Source organism: Myroides indicus, from assembly GCF_004364575.1.
Lineage (GTDB): Bacteria > Bacteroidota > Bacteroidia > Flavobacteriales > Flavobacteriaceae > Flavobacterium > Flavobacterium indicum_A.
Window position 1 is genome coordinate 1 of sequence record NZ_SOAG01000008.1, and the last position, 21927, is coordinate 21927.

Below are 21927 nucleotides of genomic sequence, written 5' to 3' on the forward strand. Positions count from 1 at the left end.
TTAGGAAATTCTTTAGTCATATGTTTTTGAACATAATAAATATAAAAATGCTTAAAACAACGAAAACCACTTAAATGAAATAGAAGATAAATGGTAATTACTTCAGATTTAGACATTCTAGGTGGGCGTTTTGAAGAGCTCCCTAAAAGAAATGATTTAGTAGAATTTTTAAAATCTTTGCAGAACTCATCTACAATACAAAAAATATCAGTAATTTTATCGAAATAAATCATAGGTAAAAATCTTTTATATATTTAAATTTCAGTTACTTAAATATACGGATTTTTACCTTTTTTTATGCATTAATATTAATCGAACTCAGGTTTAAAAGGACTTGATAAAGTGGAAATAGAGTTCGGATTGCATGCTTTAGCTCATAACCTCAAAAAGATGAGCGCTTAACAAGAAGAATAACACTTCTTTTTCTCCGTTGTTAAATCTATTTGGATTTTTGACCTCAATTTTTGAATCATAAAAAAAACCGTCCCGATTTTGTAAACGAGACGGCTTCTTTTTTTTGATTATTTATTTTCTTCATCTTTCTTTTTACCTCCAAACAATCCTTTTAATCCTTCACTAATTTTATTGACAGTTTCTTCGGTTTTATCTTTTTTATTGTCAACAGCAGATTCTTCTTCTGTATTTTCTTTGTTATCTTCCTTGTTTCCGCCCAACAAATCCATCAATGCATCTTTTCCTTTCTCCACTAATTTTCCTTTTTGTTCGTCCACAATCTGCTGTGTAAGGTTGGTTACCACTTCACTCATATTGGTTGAAATTTTTGGAGCGGAAAAATTGCCATTTAAATCAACTTTTACAGGAATAGCATCGTATTTTGCCACATCTTTTGCTCCCAGCGTGGCTAATACATTACTCACATCATTACCTAAATATTTTGCAGGGACCTTAAAATTTAATGCATAATTAAGTGATTGATCAAAGCCGTGTTCCCCAGATACCTCAACAGCCATATCTTGTAATTTCAAAGTAAACGGCGATACCTTAACTTTTCCGTCATTAAAAGTCAGATGCCCTTTTAAATCATTTAAATTCAATTTCTTTAAATCAATAAACTTCACCTGAGAGTCTAAAGCAGATAGCAATTTTGAATTTTTAGGATTTATTTCTGTCTGTAAAAAGCTTCCCTGCAAATCCCCAGAAAGCATGCTCATAACAGGGGAAAGCGTATTGGCATCTAATTTTCCATTCAGCTTTATGCCTGCATTGATTTTTCCGTTTATAATTCCGGCAATGGGTGCTATCTTTTTCAAAAATTCCAACTGTGTAAAAGTTTGTGCAATATCAAGGGTTTTCAGTCCCAAATCCATATCAAACTGGGGTGTGGCTTCTTTGGTGGAAACATCACCGGAAAAAGTTAAAACTCCTCCAAAAACATCTGTGGACATATTTTCCAGTTTTGCCGTTTCATCTTTGATGATTAAGCGCCCTTTTACATTCTTTAAAGTAAGATTGTCGTATACAACCGTTTTGGCATCAGCATTAATTACACAATCCAAAAATGAAGGTATCTTTAAGGCATCACTATTGGTTTTTGATTCTGTCTCTTTTGTATCGGACACTTTTTTTGATTTAGCACTGCTATCGCTTGCTTCCTCTTCTTTTAGCAAATCTGCTAAAACAAAATTGTTAGAACTCAGATTAAAATTACCTTTCAAAGTCTGCTTGTTAAACAGAAATCCATATAAATTATCTAAACGCCCGTTAGCAGAAAGATCTGTAGTTCCGGTTTTTAAGGCAAATTTATTTAAACTCACATTATTAGGATTAAAAGTGAGCGCAGCTTCCTGTATTTGAAGTGGTTTTGCCATTGCTTCAGTTTCAAAATTAAATCCGGTGAGCGATAGAGTTCCTGTATTTTTAATATTTTGATATTGATTTTTTTCTACGGAATTCATATCGAAATTAGTTTGGATATTAGCCTTCAAAACTCCTGTTAACGGACTGTCTAACTGCACCGGATAGGCTTTAGATACATTTGCCAGGTTAATTACCCCGTCTAGTTTGGCATCAACCAACGCGTTTTCGGTGATATTTTTAATATTTGCCTTTGCATTAAAAATATCTTGATCTATTTTAAAAGACAGTTGTTTTAAGTCTACATAGAGGTCTTTCATCAAGCCAGTCTCATTTACAATACTGGCGTTTAACTCTATATTTTGTACTGATTTTGGCAAATCGGGATATTTAAACGATGCCTTGTTCGAACTCATGTGAATTGCCAAGGTCGGAATTGTACTTGCTGTATATTTACCGCTTACTTTTCCCTCTACTTTAAAATCCCCAGTTGTCGAAACTCCTTTTAAATTACCCGCATAAGCTTCCGGAATCAACCCTAGAAAGTTTTTAAAATCTGAAGTTGGAGTAGCAAATGTCAAGTCATATTGCTGCCCTTCATCTAACAATCGAATGGATCCGTCAAATTTTAACGGCAATTGATTAATTAGTGCTTCGTTTTCTTTAAACGAGTATATCTGTTGAGTCATATCCATGCCAATCATAGCTTTTAACGATAAATTGACTTCATTTAAATATTTTACTCCGTCCATGATAAAGGAGGCTTTTGTTTTGGACTCCGTATTTAAATCTAATATATTGGAAGCTAAATTTCCAGTTCCTCTGTGATAAAACTCATTTAAAACAAATTCTATCTTAGAGCTTTTATCCACATAAATCAAGTTTAAATTTTCTATTTGATAATGTTTCAATGCGAGTGAAAAGGACTTGTCTTCACCTGCTTTATCCTCCTCTTCGTCATCCAGTTTTAAAGCAATATCATAGTTGGCAACTCCTTGTTCGTCAACCAAAATATTTACTTTTGAGTTATTTACGGTTATTTCTTCAATACTCATCGGTTTGTCTGCTCCGTTAAATAATTCCATAACAGACATTTTTAAACCTATATTTTCTGCATAAAATAAAGTATCTCCTTCAAAAGGTGCTTTGTTAACAATAGCGAGACGATCTATTCCCACTACAGCTTTTGGAAATCCTTTAAACAGACTAAGACTTATTTTATCCAGTGTTACGGTTGCATTAATATTATCATTAATTGTTTTCGTTACCATATCCTGAATTTTCCCTTTAAATAAAAAAGGTGCAGAAAACAGTAAAATAAGCAATACTAAAAGGGTTGCTCCTACCCACTTAAGAATCTTTTTAGTCATATCAATTTCATTTTTAAGCAAAATAACAAAAAAAGAGTCAACTGCAATAATTTACAGCTGACTCCTTAAGTCATTTCTATTTTTTTTAACACTACTTAATAATAATTTCAAACGGCATAATTGCTTGAGCCCCTTTCATGTTATTCAAGTAGTTTAATTTCTCTATCATTTCAAAGTTTTCTGCTCCTATCTTTTCTTTCAACAATTCATCTTGCGTTTTTATCAGTGAATTTCCTAAGTACATACGAAGCAAATCATCAAACTTTAACTCGTATTCCGGATAGCTTACCACTTTATAATTATCTATTTCTACATTGTGAGCAGCGTATGCAATGGCGTTTTCCAATCCCCCCAACTCATCTACCAAACCATTTTTAATTGCATCAGCACCTGTCCAAACACGACCTTGAGCAATAGCATCCACCTCCTCAAAAGTCATATTACGTCCTGCTGCAACTCTGTTAACAAAGGTTTCATAAATATCTTCAATGCTTTCGGTTATAACTTCTTTTGTTTCAGAGTCCAATTCTCTGAACGGACTATATGACGCTGAATTTTTATGCGTTTTAACCTGCTCTGAATTAATTCCATATTTATTTGCCAGAGCTTTAAAATTAGGCAGCATGCCAAATACTCCTATTGAACCGGTAATAGTACTTGGATCTGCAAAAATTCTGTCAGCATTGCACGAGATATAATATCCTCCCGAAGCTGCCAAGTCTCCCATTGAAACGACTACTGGCTTTACCTTTTTAGTCAATTCAATCTCTCTCCAGATCAAATCTGAGGTAAGTGCGCTTCCGCCCGGACTGTTTACTCTCAATACAATCGCTTTTACTTTGTCATTTTCTCGTGCTTTTTTCAATGCACGGTTAATAGATCCTTCGCCGATATAGTTGACATTTCCTTCTCCGCTCAAAATTTGTCCTTGGGCATAAATAACGGCAATTTGATCTTGGGTTACTTTGGTTTTGATGCCTGTATCTTTTACATAATCCAAAATATCGATTTGATTGTATTCTTTATCTTTCTTGACACCTAAAGCGTGTTTTATTCCTGCGTGGTACTCGTCTTCATAAACTATTTTATCTACAAGCTTTTTATCCAAAGCTCTTTCTGGAGTTCGAGCTGCCAATTGTTCTGCAATTGCATTTAAAGAATCGACAGAAATATTTCTGCTTTTAGAAATGTCTCCAACTATGGTTTCCCACATTGAATTCAAAAACACAGTAATCTGTTCGCGATTGGCCTCACTCATTTTCTCTTCTAAAAAGGGTTCTACCGCACTTTTATATTTTCCGTGACGAATCACTTCCATATGAATACCTGTTTTTTCCTGGAGTCCTTTCATGTACAGAATTTCACTATACAAGCCTTTAAAATCTAAAGCTCCTACGGGATTAAGATAAACGGTATCCGCTACTGAATTTAAATAGTACTCGCCTTGGGTATAGTAATTAGCATAGGCTACTACAAATTTTCCGCTGTTTTTAAATTCTTCTAATTTATTTCTGATTTCACGCATTTGAACTGTTCCCAGCATAGACGAACTGTTTAAAAGAGAAACCCCTTTAATTCTATCGTCATTTTTGGCTGCTTCTAATGCTTCTAAAATATTGGACACACCGTCTTTACTGGAATCTTTAAAGTTAAATTCTTTAAAATTAAACTTTCCTGCATAATCGTATTTTACTTTAGACAAATCCAGTTTAATAACTGAATTATCTTTGACTAACACTTTATCTGTACCGCTGCTTACTGCCGTACCGATAATTAACAATCCAAAAAATAACAAACCGCCAAAGACAAACAGTCCTACAATTGTTGCTAATACATTCCTTAAAAATTTCATGTTTTTCTTCTTTTACTTAATTAGTAGCATTTTTGAATCTTTTGTTACACCTCACCAAAAAAATTTTGCATAACAACTCTGGCAAATGTAACATTTATTCAAATTTCTTTTAGTTATTTTGCTTATATGTATACACAAAATCAGATTGTATTATCTTTAGGTAGCAATGAGGGAGAAAAACTAGCTGTTTTAAAAAAAGCTATCTCTTTAATAAACAAAACTATAGGAACTGTTGTTAACATTTCTCCTGTTTATGAATTTCCAGCATGGGGATTTGAAAGTTCTCCTTTCTACAATTGTGCAATTTTGATTCACACCGCCTTACCGGCAGAAAAAGTCATCCAAAAAATTCTGGAGAGCGAAAGAGAACTAGGTCGCGTGCGAACAGAACAATCCGGTTACGCTGCAAGGATAATAGATATTGATATTATTAGTTTTAATCAGGAGATTTATAATACTCCTCAACTGACTGTACCGCATCCGCTGATGCAAGACAGGTTATTTGTTTTACGCCCTGCAACAGATTTGGAGTTAGACTGGAAACACCCTATTTTTAAAAAGTCATTTAAAGAATTGCTGTCCGCCTGTTCTGATAAGACAACTTATAAAAAAGTAGCTGAAATTGATGCTCCTATTTTAAAGTATAGCTTTTCAAAATTTAATTTTATTGCTATCGAAGGGAATATCGGAGCAGGAAAAACCACTTTAGTTAATCGGATAGCATTTGATTTTAATGCAAAAACTATTTTAGAAGGGTTTGCCGATAATCCCTTTTTACCAAAATTTTATAAAGATGCCAACCGATATGCTTTTCCTTTAGAGATGTCTTTTCTTGCTGACCGTTATCTGCAGTTATCTGATGATTTAGCTCAATTAGATCTTTTTAAAGAATTTGTTATTGCCGATTATTACGTATTTAAATCACTGATTTTTGCTCAAATTACTTTAGAAAGGGATGAATTCAATCTTTATAAACAAATTTTCGAAATCATGTACAAAGACACTCCAAAACCTGATTTATATATCTACTTGCACCAAAGTACTAATCGTTTATTGCAGAATATTCAAAAAAGGGGAAGAACTTATGAAATGGAAATTTCCGATACTTACCTTGAAAAGGTAAATAAAGGTTATTTCAACTATATTAAAACATTACCGCAAAGCAGTGTGCTTATTATCGATATTTCGGATCTCGATTTCGTAAGCAATCAGCAAGACTATATTTCTCTACTAAATCAAATTCAAAAGAAAATTGAAACTACCTGATCATTTTTTGGAATAAATCCCAAATAACTACTCCTGCACTTACGGCTATATTTAAAGAGTGTTTAGTTCCCAGCTGAGGAATTTCAATTACTCCATCGCTTAAATCTACCGCCTGTTGTGACACTCCTTTGACTTCATTTCCAAATATCAATGCATATTTCTGGTTGGGTTGAACCTCAAAATGGTTAAGCATTACGCTATTTTGAACCTGCTCAATTGACTGAACTGATACCTTTTGTTCCTGCAAACGGGTGATTACCTCTTGAATCTCTTTTGCATATTCCCACTCTACCGTTTCTGTTGCTCCTAAAGCCGTTTTATGGATTTCCTTATTGGGCGGTGTTGCTGTGATACCGCACAAATATATTTTTTCAATCAAAAAAGCATCACAAGTTCGAAAAACCGAACCAATATTGTGTAAACTCCGAACATCATCTAATAATACGATAAGGGGTGTTTTGTTTGATGATTTAAATTCTTCTACGTTTTTTCTATCTAATTCGCTGTTTGCTAACTTTCGCATTTTGTACTTTTTTACAAAAATAGCCATTCTTGAAAGATTTATTATACTTATTAATTACTTTCAACATCAAATAAAGCAGGTTAATTAAAAATTAAATAATAGTTATTAATATTCTTATGATTTCAATATTTATTAAATTATTATTCCCAAAATAGTTATTTAAAGCATTAAAACAAAATATTTAAGCATAAAATGCTTTAAAACTAAATTATATTTATAAATATTTTTAAATAAATATAAAAATAATTTGTGTAGTTTGTTTTTTTCTTGTACTTTAGTAAAGCACAATTATCCATATCTCTGCTTATGAAAACTATCTCGCTCAATCGCTTAGCTTTAGTTTCAATAGCTAACAATATTATATTCCTTTTTATGTTGAGGAGTATTCTATCTGTTGATTACACTTCTTATGAGGTTTTGGATTCAATTATTGATTATATCTGGTTTCTTTCTATTACCTGTCTTATTCTATTTCCGGTATTGCTGTTTTGTCTTTTACACAAATCTAATTTTTCATTTTACAAACTACCTTTCATAGCTATTGTTTTATCTATTATTACAGTGCTGTTATTTACTTTTATTTCTGTTTAAGAATTAGCAAAGGCGATTCTATCAACTCTGCTTTTACTTTCAAAATTCATTTTGTCTACAAAGTTTTTGCTATAATTTATTAGTTCGCAATCTTCACTTATATTTGTAGATTACGTTTAAAAAGTAAAATATATGTCAGCTAAAACTAAAGTCGCTAAAGAAACTCCTTTAATGAAGCAATACAATGAAATCAAAGCAAAGTACCCGGATGCTTGTTTGTTATTTAGAGTAGGAGATTTTTATGAAACCTTTGGTCAAGATGCCATCAGAACCTCTCAAATATTAGGAATTACATTAACAAAAAGAGGCGCGGGGTCTTCAAGCGAAACAGAATTAGCCGGATTTCCACACCACTCCGTAAACGTTTATTTACCCAAATTGGTAAAAGCAGGGTTGCGCGTAGCCATATGTGATCAGTTAGAGGACCCTAAAATGACCAAAACTATTGTAAAAAGAGGGGTCACAGAATTAGTTACACCAGGAGTTGCCTTAAATGATGAAGTTTTACAATCTAATACCAATAATTTTTTGTGTGCGATCCACTTTGCTAAAAAATCTTTAGGTATAGCCTTTTTAGATGTATCAACAGGAGAATTCTTAACCACCCAAGGCAATCAGGATTTCATAGATAAATTACTTCAAAACTTTAACCCCAGTGAGATTTTAGTCCAAAAAAATAATAAAAATCATTTTTTACATACTTTTGGCTCAGATTTCAATCTCTTTTATTTAGAAGACTGGGTATTTAAAACGGATTTTGCTTTTGAATCATTGACTGCTCATTTCAAAACCAATTCTTTAAAAGGGTTTGGCGTAGAAGACTTGCACGACGGGATTATTGCTTCGGGAGCTATTTTGCATTATTTATCTGAAACACAACACACTAAAATTCAGCATATTTCAAACCTACAGCGAATTTCTGAAGACGCTTACGTCTGGATGGATCGCTTTACAGTTAGAAATCTGGAATTATATCACAGCACGAATGTCAACGCCATAACGCTTTTGGACGTTATAGATAAAACTCTTTCTCCGATGGGAGGCCGTCTGCTGAAAAGATGGCTCGCTCTACCTTTAAAAGACAAAAACAGAATAGTCGAGAGACTTAATATTGTAGAACAGCTTGTCAAAGACAATACTCTTCTAACGCATTTTCAGCAGCAAATCAAAAAAATATCTGATTTGGAACGACTGACTTCTAAAATAGCTACCGGTAAAATTTCTCCACGAGAATTATTATTTTTAAAAGATTCTTTGGATGCCGTTATCCCAATTAAGGACACTGCACTAAAAAGCAAAAATGATTCCTTGCGTTTACTTGGTGACCAGTTGCACGATTGCGGTTTGCTGAGAGAAAAAATAGCCCAAACCATACACCCTGATGCACCGGTAGCTTTAAGCAAAGGAAATGCAATTGCTCCGGGTATAAATCAAGAGCTGGACGAATTGCGAAAAATTTCTACTTCTGGTAAAGATTTTTTAGAGGCTATGGAGCAAAGAGAAAGCGAAAAAACGGGAATTCCGTCTCTTAAAATAGCTTTTAACAACGTTTTTGGCTACTATATAGAAGTTCGCAATACCCATAAAAACAAAGTTCCGGCAGAATGGATCAGAAAACAAACACTTGTTAATGCAGAGCGCTATATCACAGAAGAACTAAAGGAATACGAAAGCAAAATATTAGGTGCAGAAGAAAAAATCTCCAAGATTGAAAACAACTTATACGAACAATTTATTGTTTGGTGTACAGAATACATTAAACCAGTACAGCTTAATGCCGCTCTGATTGCTCAAATTGACTGCTTATCTTCTTTTGCCCGACTTGCTATGGATAATCATTATACCCGCCCTGAAATTGATGAGAGTTTTGAACTGACCATAAAAGACGGAAGGCATCCTGTAATAGAAAAACAGCTCCCACCGGATGTACCTTACATTAGCAACGATGTTTATCTGAACAATATAGATCAGCAAATTATCATGATTACGGGTCCTAACATGTCTGGTAAGTCTGCTATTTTAAGACAAACGGCACTTATTGTTTTATTAGCTCAAATGGGATGTTTTGTTCCTGCTTCATCAGTAAAAATGGGGGTAATCGACAAAATTTTTACCCGGGTAGGTGCTTCTGATAATATATCGATGGGAGAATCTACCTTTATGGTTGAGATGAATGAAACAGCATCTATTTTAAATAACATTTCTAACCGAAGTCTCGTATTGTTAGATGAAATCGGTCGCGGCACAAGTACGTATGACGGAATTTCAATTGCATGGGCCATTGCAGAATATCTTCATCAACACCCTGCAAAACCCAAAACACTATTTGCCACCCATTATCACGAACTGAACGATATGCAAGAGCACTTTGAGGGAATTAAAAATTACAATGTATCGGTCAAAGAACTTAAAGATAATGTGCTCTTCATTCGAAAACTCGTTCCGGGTGGCAGCGCACACAGTTTTGGTATTCACGTAGCTAAAATGGCAGGTATGCCTCAGATTGTTTTAAAACGTGCAGAAAAAATGCTGAAACAATTGGAAAAAGGACATAAACAAGACCAAATACCTTTAAAGCCTGCTGAAGAAGAAATGCAGCTTAGTATTTTTAATATAGATGATCCGCTACTCGAAGAAATAAAACAAGAAATAACCCATTTAGATCTTAATACCTTAACCCCTATTGAAGCTTTGATGAAACTGAATGAACTAAAGAAAATACTGGAAAAACAAAAATTATGAGGAATTTAAACAGTGCTGTTCTCTCTTTAAATTTTATTACCATATAGTTCTAAAAAAATGGCTTCTTATTATATTTGGATATCAATAACTTAAAAAATATTTCTGTTTTTTTACTTTTTAGCTATTGCAGAAACAAAAAAACGTTCTATATTTGCACTCGCAATACAGAAGTAAAGCGAAGTTCTTGTAAAAGTTAAATGCGAAAATAGCTCAGTTGGTAGAGCGCAACCTTGCCAAGGTTGAGGTCGCGGGTTCGAGCCCCGTTTTTCGCTCTGATTAATATCATGCTCGGGTGGTGGAAGTGGTAGACACGCTGGACTTAAAATCCAGTGAACAGTAATGTTCGTGCGGGTTCAAGTCCCGCTCCGAGTACAAAATCCTAAGTTTAACAGCTTAGGATTTTTTTTTGTCTTTTATCGAAAGACTTTCTTACTCTATTTACTATTTCAATAACTACACCTTAATAGACTATTCACAATATGAGCGCATTTGTAATTAGCCAAAAAGAAAACGGAAAATACAAATACACTTTTGAGCACAGACGAGGAAAAACATTGCTTACCAGCATGGAATACTACAGCAAAGAAGCTATACAGGGAACCATCTTGTTTTTACAGGCAAATTTTGAATCCATCTCATTTTACAGATTTAAAACACCTGCCGGTAAATTTTTTTTTAAACTTGCCATTGAAGATAATATCTATGCCACTAGCAGAAAGTTTAATACAGAACTCCGCTTCGAAAAAGGAATAGAAGAGGTAAAACGCAGTTTTCTTATTGCAGAAATCCTCGACTTTTCTATTGATATTTTTGCTGAATTAGACAGCGAAAAAATAACTTGGACAGAGGAGAGGAATAATAAAAAATGATTGAGAATAACTCAATCATTTTTTATTAGCATATATTTAGGATGCTGTTTTTAATCGCTGTAACAGGTTTTTATTTAAAGCTTGTTCAGTATATTCCTTGTCGACTTTTAAGGCATTTGCTCCTTCTTTACTTGGCAATTCATACATCGCATCCGTCAAAATAGCTTCGCACAACGAACGCAAACCTCTGGCGCCTAATTTATATTCTAATGCTTTTTCTACAATATAATCCAAAGCTTCGTCCGAAACCGTAAGCTGGATATCATCCATTGCAAAAAGCTTTTCATATTGTTTAATTAAAGCATTTTTAGGCTCTGTAAGAATAGATCTCAAGGTTTCTCTATCCAAGGGATCCATATGTGTAAGCACTGGTAAACGCCCAATAATTTCAGGAATCAATCCAAAGTCTTTAATATCTTTAGGAATAATGTACTGCATTAAGTTACTTCGGTCAACCTGCTCGCCTTCTTTTAGAGAATTATATCCTACTGCCTGAAAATTTAACCGTTTAGATATAATTCTTTCAATTCCGTCAAAAGCTCCTCCTGCAATAAACAAGATATTTTTAGTATTGACTTCTATAAATTTCTGGTCCGGGTGTTTTCTTCCTCCTTTTGGCGGTACATTAACCACACTTCCTTCCAGCAATTTAAGCAAAGCCTGTTGTACGCCTTCTCCCGAAACATCTCTTGTTATAGAAGGATTATCGCTTTTACGGGCAATTTTATCTATTTCATCAATAAAAATTATGCCCCTTTCCGCTTTTTCAACATCATAATCGGCTGCCTGAAGAAGTTTAGTGAGAATTCCCTCCACATCTTCTCCTACATATCCGGCTTCGGTCAAAACAGTTGCATCCACTATTGCCAGCGGAACATTCAGCATACGGGCTATTGTTTTTGCAACTAATGTTTTCCCTGTTCCTGTCTGCCCTACCATGAGAATATTACTTTTCTCTATTTCTATATCCTCTTCTTCTTCATTTATTTCCTGCAGTAATCTTTTGTAATGATTGTAAACAGCTACAGACATTACTTTTTTAGTCTGATCCTGCCCAATAACATATTGGTCTAAAAAGGCTCGAATTTCGATTGGTTTTTTAAGCAGTAGCTCTTCTGACAGATCGTGTTTACTGTTTGTATTTTCTTCTTCTAAAACAATATTATACGCCTGCTCCACGCAGCGATCGCAAATATGTGCATCTATTCCTGCAATAAGAATATTTGTTTCGGGTTTTAGCCGCCCGCAAAACGAACATCTCATTTGTTCCTTCGCCATAAAATTATTCTCTAATTAATACTTCATCAATCATTCCATAGTCTTTTGCTTCCTGAGCAATCATCCAATAATCGCGTTCTGAATCTTTATAAACTTTATCGTAAGATTGTTTTGAATGTTTTGAGATGATTTGATATAATTCTTCTTTTAACTTTAACATTTCTTTCAGGTTGATCTCCATATCTGTGGCCACTCCTTGTGCTCCTCCTGAAGGCTGGTGAATCATCACTCTTGAATGTGGTAAAGCCGAACGTTTTCCTTCTGCCCCTGCACATAGCAAAACTGCCCCCATAGATGCTGCCATACCCGTACAAATTGTGGCTACATCAGGCTTAATAAACTGCATTGTATCGTAAATTCCTAAGCCGGCATATACGCCTCCGCCCGGAGAGTTGATATAGATACTAATATCTTTTTCACTGTCCACACTTGCTAAAAACAACAATTGTGCCTGTATAATATTAGCTACATAATCATCAACACCAGTTCCTAAAAAAATAATCCTGTCCATCATCAGACGTGAAAACACATCCATCGAAGCTACATTCATTTGTCTTTCTTCAATGATATAGGGAGTCATACTGCTCACAATTTTATCATAGTACATACTGTTAATACCATGATGTTGGGTAGCATATTTTTTAAATTCTCTTCCGTAATCCATATAAATATTACAATTTAACTTAATAAAAAAATAAGCGCCTTTCTCATTAGAAAGACGCTCAAATATACTTATTTTTTTTGGGATATTACTCTCCGTACATTTCCTTTACGAAATCTTTGTAAGAAACTTCTTTTGTTTTAACATTCGCTTTTTCTTTGAATAAAGCTAACATTTTATCGTTCATTACTTGTTCAGAAATACGCTTTACTTCATCTTGATTTGACATTACTCTGGCAACAATATCTTCAACGGTTTTATCATCCGGCTCTGCTTGTCCAAACTGAGCCAACTGTTGCTTAATCAAATTTTCGGTATAAGCTTTTATTTCTTCAAAGTTTAATTGCAAATCAAACTGAGACATCACTTTACCTTCAATTAGCTGGTAACGAAGACCTTTTTCTGATTTCTCATATTCTGAAGCTGCTTCTTCTGCCGTCATTTTAGTCTCGCCTGCTGTTTCTAACCATTTTTTCAGAAAATCAGCCGGCAAATCAAACTTTGTTGTACTTAACAAATGCTCATAAACATCGTTCAGGAATTTTTGATCCGCCTGTCCTTCAAATTGTTTTTCTGCGTCTTCTTTAATTTTTTCTTTCAATTGTTCAACAGAAGTCACTACATCTTTACCGAATAATTTATCAAACAATTCTTGATTCAACTCTGCTTTTTCAGTTTCGTTGATTTCTTTAATGGTAAATATTACATCAGCTTCCAATCCGTGAACTTTATCGTGATCCACTCCTAAATAATCCATTAGTTTATGTTCATCTTCAAAAAGTCCTTTTGTATTAACCGTAATCTGATCACCTACTTTTTTATTGATGAATTTTTTCTGATTTGTTTTAGTTCTGAATGCACTAACCGGAATTTTAGTTTCGTAGTTTATTCCCTCTTCTTCATTAGAAAACGTTCCAACCATTTCACTTGTTTCTTCCACAGAATCTTTCGCTATTAATTTTCCGTATTGCTTTTGAACAAATTCAACTTGCTCATCCAACATCGCATCATCTGCCACTACCTGAAATTTTGTTACTTTATTTTTAGTATCTAATTCTACTGTAAATTCAGGAGCTAAACCCAACTCAAAATCAAATTTTAATACATCGGCTTCCCAATCAAAGTTTTCATTTGCAACCGGAAGTGGATTACCTAAAATATCCAGCTTTTCTTCTACAAGGTAATTATTCAATTTATCCTGCAAAACTTTATTTATCTCTTCAAACATAACGGCTTTGCCATATTGTTTTTGAATAAGGCTCATTGGCACAGCACCTTTTCTAAATCCAGGTATATTTGCATTCTTTTTGTAATTAGACAGTACTTTATCTACATTACCTTGATAATCTTCTTTTGCAAGTTCAATAGTTACAATTGCATTAAGAGCATCTACATTATTTCTTGTAATATTCATTTTTTGATGTATTTACATAATAAAATTGGGTTGCAAAAATAAATTATTTTTACAACCCTTCCAACTTTTTAAGTATTTGTATTTCAATATTTAATTTTTCAATGATTTTAAGCTTCTTTCTTTTGAAGAAAACCATTCACTATCGATTGACAAAAGGTCAATACAATGCTAAATAACAATGCCGTCCAAAACCCTCTTACTTCAAAACCTTTTACAAAATAAGCACTCAGCATTATGATTACTGCATTAATAACAAACAAAAAAAGTCCCATTGTTACAATAGTTGCCGGCAATGTCATAAAAACCAAAATAGGCTTTAAAAACATATTGAGAAATCCCATTACCACAGCTACCCACAAGGCAGATGTCCATCCGGCAATTTCCACTCCCGGTAACAGCCAGCACAAAAACATAACAATAGCCGTCGTTATTAATAATCTAAAAATAAATCCCATAATATATGTGTATTAGTCATTTTTTGGCAATAAAGTAGGTCCAGGATATACAGCAGGATTTACTAATGGAATATTTGCTTCATAATGTTTATTAATCTCTTTTAATATTTCCAATGCTATAAAAGCATATCCTCTAGCATTCAAATGCACGCCATCTAACGAAAATAATACTGTATTCAGGTTTCCTAATCCTTGGAAATAATCAGCTGTATAAATTTGCCCATCTTCTACTCTTAAACCACTCACTGCCTTTGTCAGCAATTCATTCATATCAGCAACTGCAAGATTATGTTCTGATGCGCTCCCTCTTATTATCGCATTAAATTGATCAGTAGCATCTTTTATTTTTTGCTGCTCAATTGGATTTAAAACAAAAGCATCACTCAATGGGATAGTTATTCCTATTTTCAACATATTGTCGATAACAGGATTTCCTGTCGAAATCGGTAAATCTGCCCCAATCTGGGTTCTACTCGTCAATAAAAGCAAATCCTTTCCAGTAGCATGTCGGGCTCTGCCCAACTGCTGCGACAACAATTCTATTTGCTCCGCAGTCAGTGGTAATATGGCTGCTGCTTGCTGTAACCCCATTTTTATAACGCCGGACATATCTTCTAAAGTTTTATCTTGTATAAGCACAGGATTGGCTTCTGTTTTTGAAAACAAATCAATTCTATCTCCTTGTCCAACTGCTGATAATGACATTTTTATCAAGCCAATAAACTGATTTAACTGATCTATATTTTCAACCCCTACAGCTTCAGGCGTTAAAGGGTTATATGGCACTGTAGTAAAAAACGGAATTGTAGTAACATAGGGAATCGTAGCCACAACACCATTTGCACCTTGAGAAGTCAACGTATTTACAATAGTTTCGTACGCTTGTTTAAAAACACCTGCATGAGTAATATCGTTGCTTCCGTATAAAGAAGGATCAATTCCGCCAGCTTCATTCTGGTCAACACCTTCCCCTCCTGAAGTTGCATATCCTAATACGTCATTAGCACCAATCCAATTGGTAAAAAAAGTGGGTTTTAAACTCATTGCATCACCTAAAACGGTTGTTTCGCCAGAAGTAGCTGTACGTACAAAATAAGGATTTGCTTTTCCTTGAGCCAGAGCTGCCAGACTTCCGTATCCGGGAGCTAACAAATGAAACACTTTGGCTCCCGGAACTCCGGCATTATTGTATGCTTTTTTTTGCAGTGTAGACGCATTTATGTCAATAGTAGATGTTCCCTTTATATTTTCTGGTCCTCCGGTTGACATATTAACAATCATTTTAGTTCCAAATCCGGGTAACGGTTGTCCATTTAACAACAATCCTCCCACGTCATTCACATCATCTGCGTACGATGGCTGCGTAAACTCTCCTCCTCCTACTTCTTTAAATTGCTGAGCCAATATATTGGGAAAAGAGTTTTTTTGTCCTGATCGATAGACTGTATTATCCATATACCCCGCAGTCAGAGAGTTTCCGACTGCTACATAAGTAGAAAAATCTGCTTTTCCGGCATAATAAGTTTCCGAATTAATTTTATCATCACCGATTGAAGGTTCACAAGCAACACCAAGAATTGCAAGTATCGGCAGTATATATAAATATTTCCTTTTCATTTTATCTTATTTTTTTAAATGAGTTAAAAACTATATGATATTCCTAGACCTGCACTGGTAACGGCAGATTTGTATGTACCTCCGAAGGACACGTAATTACCGTCTTCCATATAATAATCATATGAACTATTGGTATCGCTGAAATGAAGGTATGAAAATGATAAATCTATGCCAATTCCATTTTTAAATTTATAGGTAAGTCCTCCTGTATAAGCTCTGGAATCATTACGCGGCGTTTCTGGTGCAAAATATCCTGGTTGAACAGGACTTTCATCATAATACCATCCTGCTCTGAGTGAAAGCGCGTCTGTCGCCTGATACTGAACTCCAAATCTATATGTACTTGAATCTTTATAATTTCTCAAATTGACAGATTTACCAATAGCGGGATTATCCACAAAATCAATTGTTAATGCATCATAGACCCTCCAAAAAGCCCTGTTATAATCAAATGCAAACAACCATTTATTCCATTGATAGGATGCTCCAACGGTTAATTCGGCAGGCAGCGGCATTTCGGCTTTAATTTTACCATCTTTAAACATTGCAGCACCAAAAGCTGGAACATCATTAAAAGAGGCTGTTCCGTCATTGGCTTTCATAATAATTTTGGATCGGTAATTCATTCCCAATCTTAAGTGATCATCTATATTAACCATATACCCCGCTGTCCATCCCCAGGCAGTTACACCTTTTGCTTTGATATTCACATCGGTGCGGTTTCCGTTCTCATCTGTCATGCTTCTGGAAACATTTCTGTCAAAAGTTACTCCTCCGTTCACAAATATAGGTCCTCCTCCAAAACTAAAATGCTTACTTACTTTTACTGCAACAGTAGGCTGAAAATAAATTGCCTTGAGATCTATGCTATTTACCAAATGAGAACCTTGCCAGTCTCTATCCCAGTCCACCGCACTTCCGTAAGGCGAATAAACTGCCAAACCAATACTTAACCAATCAGTAGCCTGATAATTTCCGTAAAAATAAAACGGGGTTCCTACATTTCTGGTTTCATTTTCCCATCCATAAACAGCATTTTGGAACTTGGTATCTGCAATTAAAACAGTAGCTCCTGCAGAAAAACTAAATTTATCTTTGAGATAAACTGCACCTGCCGGATTAAAAAACAAAGTTTCCGCACTATTATTGATAACTGCCACTCCGGTGTGCCCCATAGCAAGCTGTTTATTTCCCTGCATACTAATTCTATATCCTCCCGCAAAAACAGAGGAAGAAATCAATGCAGTTAATGACAATGATATTAATTTCCTAATCATACTAAACCGTTGTTTATAATTTTTTACTCTCAAATATAAGAATCATTTGTTTTTTTTACAAATTTTAATTCACAATTTAATAAACCTTATTACTTAAACTAAATTTAATTCAATTAAACATACGTTTTATTAAATTTGAATCACGCAAAGACTTTAATATCGAACTATTTTTTATTTACAAAATCTAAAAACAAAAAAGCGAGGTTAGTACTAACCTCGCTTTTTTGTTTTTAGATTTTCCTGATTCTACTCTACAAATTCTTTAACTATTTCAAAAAACATCTGTGGGTTTTCGGCATGCAACCAATGACCAGCATTCGGAATTGTTTTAATTGCTGAGTTTGGAAAATGCTGTTTAATCAGCACTTCATCTTTTTCTTGTATGTATTTTGAATTTCCTCCACGTATAAACAAAACTTCCCCTGTGTAAATGGCTTTTGCCGGTAATCCTTCTCCAACTACTTCTTCATTTCGATTAAAAACATCCAAGTTAAATCGAAATGCCAACTGCCCGGGTTCTTTCCAGTATAAATTTTTCAGCAAAAACATTCGGGTTGAATCATCTTGAATGTACTGTTTGATAATATCATCTACTTCCTGCCGGGTTGGCTGCACGGAAAAATCTACAGCATTCAATGCTTTCATTATATCTTGGTGATGCGGAGCATAGGATCTTGGCGAAATATCTGCCACAATCATTTTTTGTACTTTTTGCGGATATTGAACTGCTAATTTCATTACTGCTTTTCCTCCCAGAGAGTGTCCTAATACAAAAGCTTGTGGAATTTGATAATAATCCATATAATTTACGATGTCTTGAACCATAGCTTCGTACGACCAGTCTTCCGAATGAAAGCTCCGACCGTGGTTGCGCAAATCCAGCAAGTGAACTTCATAGCCAAAATCTGCCATTTGTCTTCCAAATGTTTTCCAATTGTCAGACATTCCTAAATATCCATGTACTACAACAAAAGGAATACCTCCTTTTCCTTCTATTTTTGAATATAAAATTTTTTCCATTACAACAGTTTTCTGATATACATATTAACTACATTTTCCAATCCTAAATAAATAGATTCTGATATTAAAGCATGTCCGATTGACACTTCTAATAAACCGGGAATATTTTCTTTAAAAAATCTAATATTCTGCAAACTCAAATCGTGTCCTGCATTAACGCCTAGATTTAAATCATTTGCCAATTCTGCCGCTTTTATATAAGGTTCAATTCCTTTTAAATTGCCCAGCTCATATTGGGTTGCAAATTCTTCTGTATAGAGCTCAATCCGATCGGTATCCACTTCCTTTGCTCCTTCTATCATCTGCAATACCGGATCTACAAAAATAGAGGTTCTGATTCCTTTCAACTTGCACTCTTTAATCACTTCCTGTAAAAACGACTTGTGTTTGACTGTATCCCAGCCGGCATTAGATGTAAGTGCGTCAACGGCATCCGGAACTAAAGTAACCTGAGTTGGCTTACATTCAAATACCAATTTCAAAAAATTATCCATCGGATTTCCTTCAATGTTATATTCGGTATGAACAACATTTACCAGATCACGGGCATCCTGATAACGAATATGCCTTTCGTCTGGTCTGGGATGAATAGTTACTCCTTCCGCACCAAATTTTTGGACATCTTTTGCAACTTGAAGCAAGTCAGGTACATTATGTCCTCTAGAGTTCCTAAGAGTAGCTATTTTATTGATATTTACAGATAACTTAGTCATATTATTTATTTTTAAATACAAAAATACAAAGTATAAATGAAGGCATATTAGTTTATTTTTGATTATTTTGCATATTGTTATCACATCACGTCTTGTTTATGTCCATAAATCCTACATTAACTGTCTTAGATATCCCTCTATTTAATCTTGATGCTTCCGTTGCTGAAGCACAGACCTTTTTAGAGGATAAAAATTATTCTCATTTTCCGGTTGTCAACGAAAATAATTTATGGGAGGGCAACATTCCATATGATGAAATACAAAACAGTGATCTCACAAAAAAAATTTCGGATTTATTATATACTGCCGAGCATTTTTTCATACCTGAGGACAGTGATAAATCAGCATTTGAATGCATGGATTTATTTGCCCAGTTTAACAGTAATATTATGCCGTTTATTTCTGCTGACCAAAAGTTATTAGGTATTATTTATAAAGATGACCTGTTGCTCAAATGGACAGATACTCTTTTTTTTACAGAAAGGGGAAAGACAATTTTAATAGAAAAAGCTTTTAATCAATATAGTCTATCTGAAATAACTCAAATTGTAGAGAGTAACAACGCTAAGCTGCTTGGTATTTTTACGCTTTCTGAAGTAGATAAAAGCACACAACTACTCATCAAGACAAATAATATTAATACCAAATCAATTATTGAAGACTTAAGGAGATATCAATACACCATTCTCTCCAAACACGAAGAAGACACCTATTATACTGATCTAAAACGTCAATCAGATTACTTAAACAAATACCTAAACATATAATATGAAACTTGCAATTTACGGACAATCTAATAAAACTATAGTTCAAAATATTGTAGTCAGATTATTAAATGTTTTCAAAGCACATGACACATGTGTTATTTTTGAAAACAGTTTTTACAAACTAATCCAGCCAACTAATATCCTTACACAAGAATACGCTACATTTGACAACGAAAACGAATTGCCTAATGACATTGATTTTTTTATAGGAATCGGTGGAGACGGCACTATGCTGAGAGCTGCAAATTTTATAAAGAACAAAAACATACCGATTGTAGGAATAAATGCTGGAAGATTAGGCTTTTTAGCCAATGTTCAGCAAGATGACATTGAGAAGCATCTGCCTAATTTATTCAGTCATAATTACACTCTTTCAAGACGTTCACTGTTAAGCTTGGAATGTTCACCAACCGAAAATTCTCATTTTGACATCAATTTTGCATTGAACGAAATAACAGTATCCAGAAAAAACACCACGTCTATGATTACTGTTGAGACTTATTTGGACAATGAATATTTAGCAACCTATTGGGCAGACGGCTTAATTGTTTCTACCCCATCCGGCTCTACAGGATATTCACTTAGCTGTGGAGGACCGATCATAGAACCCGAAACCGGCTGTTTTGTAATTACCCCTCTAGCCCCGCACAATCTAAATGTTCGTCCCCTAGTTATCCGAGATAATTTAAAAATAAAACTAAAAGTAAGCAGCAGGGAACAACAGTTTCTGATTTCTTTAGACAGCACTACAGAAACTGTCGACAATAAAACGGAACTATTAATATCAAAAGCTCCGTTTACAATAAATTTGGTTGAGTTTCCACATCAGAGCTTTATAAAAACGCTTCGCAATAAATTGCTGTGGGGCGAAGACAAGCGCAATTAATTTTGATGGGCAATCAAATTTTTCTTTACTTTTAGCGTTGTTAAAAACAAATAAAGTTTATTTATTGTACAAAAAATAAAAAATTAGTTTTTTAAAATCGTATATTGCTATATTTGTAAATTATTTTAACAGAATGAAAAAAATCCTTATATCATTTATATTACTTTTTGGTATAGAAATGGCACAAGCACAAATCCACGAAATCGGAGTTGGCTTGGGAGGTGTTAATTATGTAGGCGATATAGGATCTACTCAGTACATAGCTCCTAAAAATTTAGGTTATAATGTTTTCTATCGTTGGAACAGAAGTCCCCGACACTCCTATAAAATTAGTTACTCTCACATGAAAATAACAGGTGATGATGCTAAATCGAGTATGGAAAGCCGAAAAGCAAGAGGCTTGAAGTTTAACAATACCATTCAGGAATTAACGCTTGGGTTAGAATTTAACTTTTTTGAATTTGATTTACACGAAGAACAATTTGCCATGACTCCTTATTTGTTTACTGGAATTTCTGGCATTAGATATAACGACCTTTACTTCAGAGGTCACCGTATGGTAAAAGGTGGCAAAAAATATTCTGCAGCTATTCCGATTGCTGCAGGGCTAAAATTCAGACTGACTCCTCAGTTAATTTTAAATGCAGAAGTTGCTGCAAACTACAGCTTTACCGACAATCTGGATGGCAGCCATTCTTCTGACAGCAACTTAGAAAAGTTTAATTTTGGAAAAAACGGAAATGACTGGTATTTCTACTCAGGAATATCTCTGAGTTTTACTTTCGGGCAAAATCCTTGTTATTGTGAATAG

The 21927-nt window shown here is 34.3% G+C and carries 17 protein-coding genes, 2 tRNA genes and 1 pseudogene; 8 read left to right on the forward strand and 12 right to left on the reverse strand.

Annotated features, from left to right (window positions below; translation table 11 throughout):
- The 3 genes and pseudogenes from C8P70_RS13895 to sppA all read right to left on the reverse strand — a co-directional run.
- A pseudogene (locus C8P70_RS13895) lies at window positions 1-233 on the reverse strand (IS982 family transposase); the annotation flags it as partial.
- 288 nt (window positions 234-521) lie between these two features.
- A complete protein-coding gene (locus tag C8P70_RS04450; protein WP_133712135.1) occupies window positions 522-3185 on the reverse strand; it encodes an AsmA-like C-terminal region-containing protein in 2664 nt (887 codons plus the stop codon).
- Window positions 3186-3276: 91 nt separating this feature from the next.
- A complete protein-coding gene (gene sppA / locus C8P70_RS04455; RefSeq protein ID WP_133712136.1) occupies window positions 3277-5037 on the reverse strand; it encodes a signal peptide peptidase SppA in 1761 nt (586 codons plus the stop codon).
- A 126-nt stretch (window positions 5038-5163) separates the two neighbouring features.
- Here sppA and folK point away from each other — a divergent pair, with 126 nt between their 5' ends.
- On the forward strand, window positions 5164-6303 hold the full coding sequence (folK, locus tag C8P70_RS04460) for a 2-amino-4-hydroxy-6-hydroxymethyldihydropteridine diphosphokinase (protein ID WP_133712137.1): 1140 nt from the start codon (window positions 5164-5166) through the stop codon (window positions 6301-6303).
- Here the strand turns inward: folK and C8P70_RS04465 are convergent.
- Window positions 6296-6826 (reverse strand): RNA methyltransferase, encoded by a 531-nt coding sequence (locus tag C8P70_RS04465; protein ID WP_133712138.1) that lies wholly within the window; start codon window positions 6824-6826, stop codon window positions 6296-6298. The genes folK and C8P70_RS04465 overlap by 8 nt on opposite strands.
- Before the next feature lie 723 nt (window positions 6827-7549).
- Between C8P70_RS04465 and mutS the strand changes: the two genes are divergently transcribed.
- The 4 genes from mutS (at window position 7550) to C8P70_RS04485 (ending at window position 11028) form a co-directional block, all read left to right on the forward strand.
- Window positions 7550-10159: a DNA mismatch repair protein MutS gene (gene mutS / locus C8P70_RS04470; RefSeq protein WP_133712139.1), complete on the forward strand. Its 2610-nt coding sequence runs from the start codon at window positions 7550-7552 to the stop codon at window positions 10157-10159.
- Window positions 10160-10358: 199 nt separating this feature from the next.
- Window positions 10359-10431: transfer RNA gene (locus tag C8P70_RS04475), tRNA-Gly, on the forward strand.
- A 14-nt stretch (window positions 10432-10445) separates the two neighbouring features.
- Window positions 10446-10531: transfer RNA gene (locus tag C8P70_RS04480), tRNA-Leu, on the forward strand.
- A gap of 107 nt (window positions 10532-10638) precedes the next feature.
- Window positions 10639-11028, forward strand: a complete 390-nt coding sequence (locus tag C8P70_RS04485) for a hypothetical protein (protein WP_133712140.1) — start codon at window positions 10639-10641, stop codon at window positions 11026-11028.
- Between the two features lie 36 nt (window positions 11029-11064).
- Here C8P70_RS04485 and clpX read toward each other — a convergent pair whose 3' ends face one another.
- From clpX to C8P70_RS04525, 8 genes are all read right to left on the reverse strand, one after another.
- A complete protein-coding gene (gene clpX, locus C8P70_RS04490; RefSeq protein ID WP_133712141.1) occupies window positions 11065-12306 on the reverse strand; it encodes an ATP-dependent Clp protease ATP-binding subunit ClpX in 1242 nt (413 codons plus the stop codon).
- A 4-nt stretch (window positions 12307-12310) separates the two neighbouring features.
- A complete protein-coding gene (gene clpP, locus C8P70_RS04495) occupies window positions 12311-12970 on the reverse strand; it encodes an ATP-dependent Clp endopeptidase proteolytic subunit ClpP (protein ID WP_133712142.1) in 660 nt (219 codons plus the stop codon).
- A gap of 85 nt (window positions 12971-13055) precedes the next feature.
- The gene (gene tig, locus C8P70_RS04500; RefSeq protein ID WP_133712143.1) at window positions 13056-14381 is read right to left on the reverse strand and encodes a trigger factor; all 1326 of its coding nucleotides are present in this window, start codon (window positions 14379-14381) and stop codon (window positions 13056-13058) included.
- Between the two features lie 107 nt (window positions 14382-14488).
- On the reverse strand, window positions 14489-14836 hold the full coding sequence (locus tag C8P70_RS04505) for a phage holin family protein (RefSeq protein ID WP_133712144.1): 348 nt from the start codon (window positions 14834-14836) through the stop codon (window positions 14489-14491).
- Between the two features lie 12 nt (window positions 14837-14848).
- Window positions 14849-16453, reverse strand: coding sequence for an SGNH/GDSL hydrolase family protein (locus C8P70_RS04510; protein WP_133712145.1), 1605 nt, complete (start codon window positions 16451-16453; stop codon window positions 14849-14851).
- Window positions 16454-16476: 23 nt separating this feature from the next.
- On the reverse strand, window positions 16477-17730 hold the full coding sequence (locus C8P70_RS04515; RefSeq protein WP_133712146.1) for an OmpP1/FadL family transporter: 1254 nt from the start codon (window positions 17728-17730) through the stop codon (window positions 16477-16479).
- Window positions 17731-17976: 246 nt separating this feature from the next.
- Window positions 17977-18750 carry an alpha/beta fold hydrolase gene (locus C8P70_RS04520; RefSeq protein WP_133712147.1) on the reverse strand — a complete coding sequence of 258 codons (774 nt, stop codon included), beginning with the start codon at window positions 18748-18750 and terminating at the stop codon, window positions 17977-17979.
- Window positions 18750-19463: a pyridoxine 5'-phosphate synthase gene (locus C8P70_RS04525; RefSeq protein WP_133712148.1), complete on the reverse strand. Its 714-nt coding sequence runs from the start codon at window positions 19461-19463 to the stop codon at window positions 18750-18752. The genes C8P70_RS04520 and C8P70_RS04525 overlap by 1 nt, the downstream gene beginning before the upstream one ends.
- Before the next feature lie 98 nt (window positions 19464-19561).
- Between C8P70_RS04525 and C8P70_RS04530 the strand changes: the two genes are divergently transcribed.
- The 3 genes from C8P70_RS04530 (at window position 19562) to porG (ending at window position 21927) form a co-directional block, all read left to right on the forward strand.
- The gene (locus tag C8P70_RS04530) at window positions 19562-20230 is read left to right on the forward strand and encodes a CBS domain-containing protein (protein ID WP_133712149.1); all 669 of its coding nucleotides are present in this window, start codon (window positions 19562-19564) and stop codon (window positions 20228-20230) included.
- Between the two features lies 1 nt (window position 20231).
- Window positions 20232-21116 (forward strand): NAD kinase, encoded by an 885-nt coding sequence (locus tag C8P70_RS04535; protein ID WP_133712150.1) that lies wholly within the window; start codon window positions 20232-20234, stop codon window positions 21114-21116.
- Window positions 21117-21249: 133 nt separating this feature from the next.
- Window positions 21250-21927 carry a type IX secretion system protein PorG gene (gene porG / locus C8P70_RS04540; protein WP_133712151.1) on the forward strand — a complete coding sequence of 226 codons (678 nt, stop codon included), beginning with the start codon at window positions 21250-21252 and terminating at the stop codon, window positions 21925-21927.

Bases quoted from the DNA above. Each gene is read 5' to 3' on its own strand.
- C8P70_RS04450 (WP_133712135.1), bottom strand. From the start codon at position 3,185: ATGACTAAAAAGATTCTTAAGTGGGTAGGAGCAACCCTTTTAGTATTG.
- C8P70_RS04485 (WP_133712140.1), top strand. From the start codon at position 10,639: ATGAGCGCATTTGTAATTAGCCAAAAAGAAAACGGAAAATACAAATAC.
- folK (WP_133712137.1), top strand. From the start codon at position 5,164: ATGTATACACAAAATCAGATTGTATTATCTTTAGGTAGCAATGAGGGA.
- C8P70_RS04525 (WP_133712148.1), bottom strand. From the start codon at position 19,463: ATGACTAAGTTATCTGTAAATATCAATAAAATAGCTACTCTTAGGAAC.
- tig (WP_133712143.1), bottom strand. From the start codon at position 14,381: ATGAATATTACAAGAAATAATGTAGATGCTCTTAATGCAATTGTAACT.
- C8P70_RS04535 (WP_133712150.1), top strand. From the start codon at position 20,232: ATGAAACTTGCAATTTACGGACAATCTAATAAAACTATAGTTCAAAAT.
- porG (WP_133712151.1), top strand. From the start codon at position 21,250: ATGAAAAAAATCCTTATATCATTTATATTACTTTTTGGTATAGAAATG.
- C8P70_RS04465 (WP_133712138.1), bottom strand. From the start codon at position 6,826: ATGCGAAAGTTAGCAAACAGCGAATTAGATAGAAAAAACGTAGAAGAA.
- C8P70_RS04530 (WP_133712149.1), top strand. From the start codon at position 19,562: ATGTCCATAAATCCTACATTAACTGTCTTAGATATCCCTCTATTTAAT.
- sppA (WP_133712136.1), bottom strand. From the start codon at position 5,037: ATGAAATTTTTAAGGAATGTATTAGCAACAATTGTAGGACTGTTTGTC.
- clpX (WP_133712141.1), bottom strand. From the start codon at position 12,306: ATGGCGAAGGAACAAATGAGATGTTCGTTTTGCGGGCGGCTAAAACCC.
- clpP (WP_133712142.1), bottom strand. From the start codon at position 12,970: ATGGATTACGGAAGAGAATTTAAAAAATATGCTACCCAACATCATGGT.
- C8P70_RS04510 (WP_133712145.1), bottom strand. From the start codon at position 16,453: ATGAAAAGGAAATATTTATATATACTGCCGATACTTGCAATTCTTGGT.
- C8P70_RS04520 (WP_133712147.1), bottom strand. From the start codon at position 18,750: ATGGAAAAAATTTTATATTCAAAAATAGAAGGAAAAGGAGGTATTCCT.
- C8P70_RS04505 (WP_133712144.1), bottom strand. From the start codon at position 14,836: ATGGGATTTATTTTTAGATTATTAATAACGACGGCTATTGTTATGTTT.
- mutS (WP_133712139.1), top strand. From the start codon at position 7,550: ATGTCAGCTAAAACTAAAGTCGCTAAAGAAACTCCTTTAATGAAGCAA.
- C8P70_RS04515 (WP_133712146.1), bottom strand. From the start codon at position 17,730: ATGATTAGGAAATTAATATCATTGTCATTAACTGCATTGATTTCTTCC.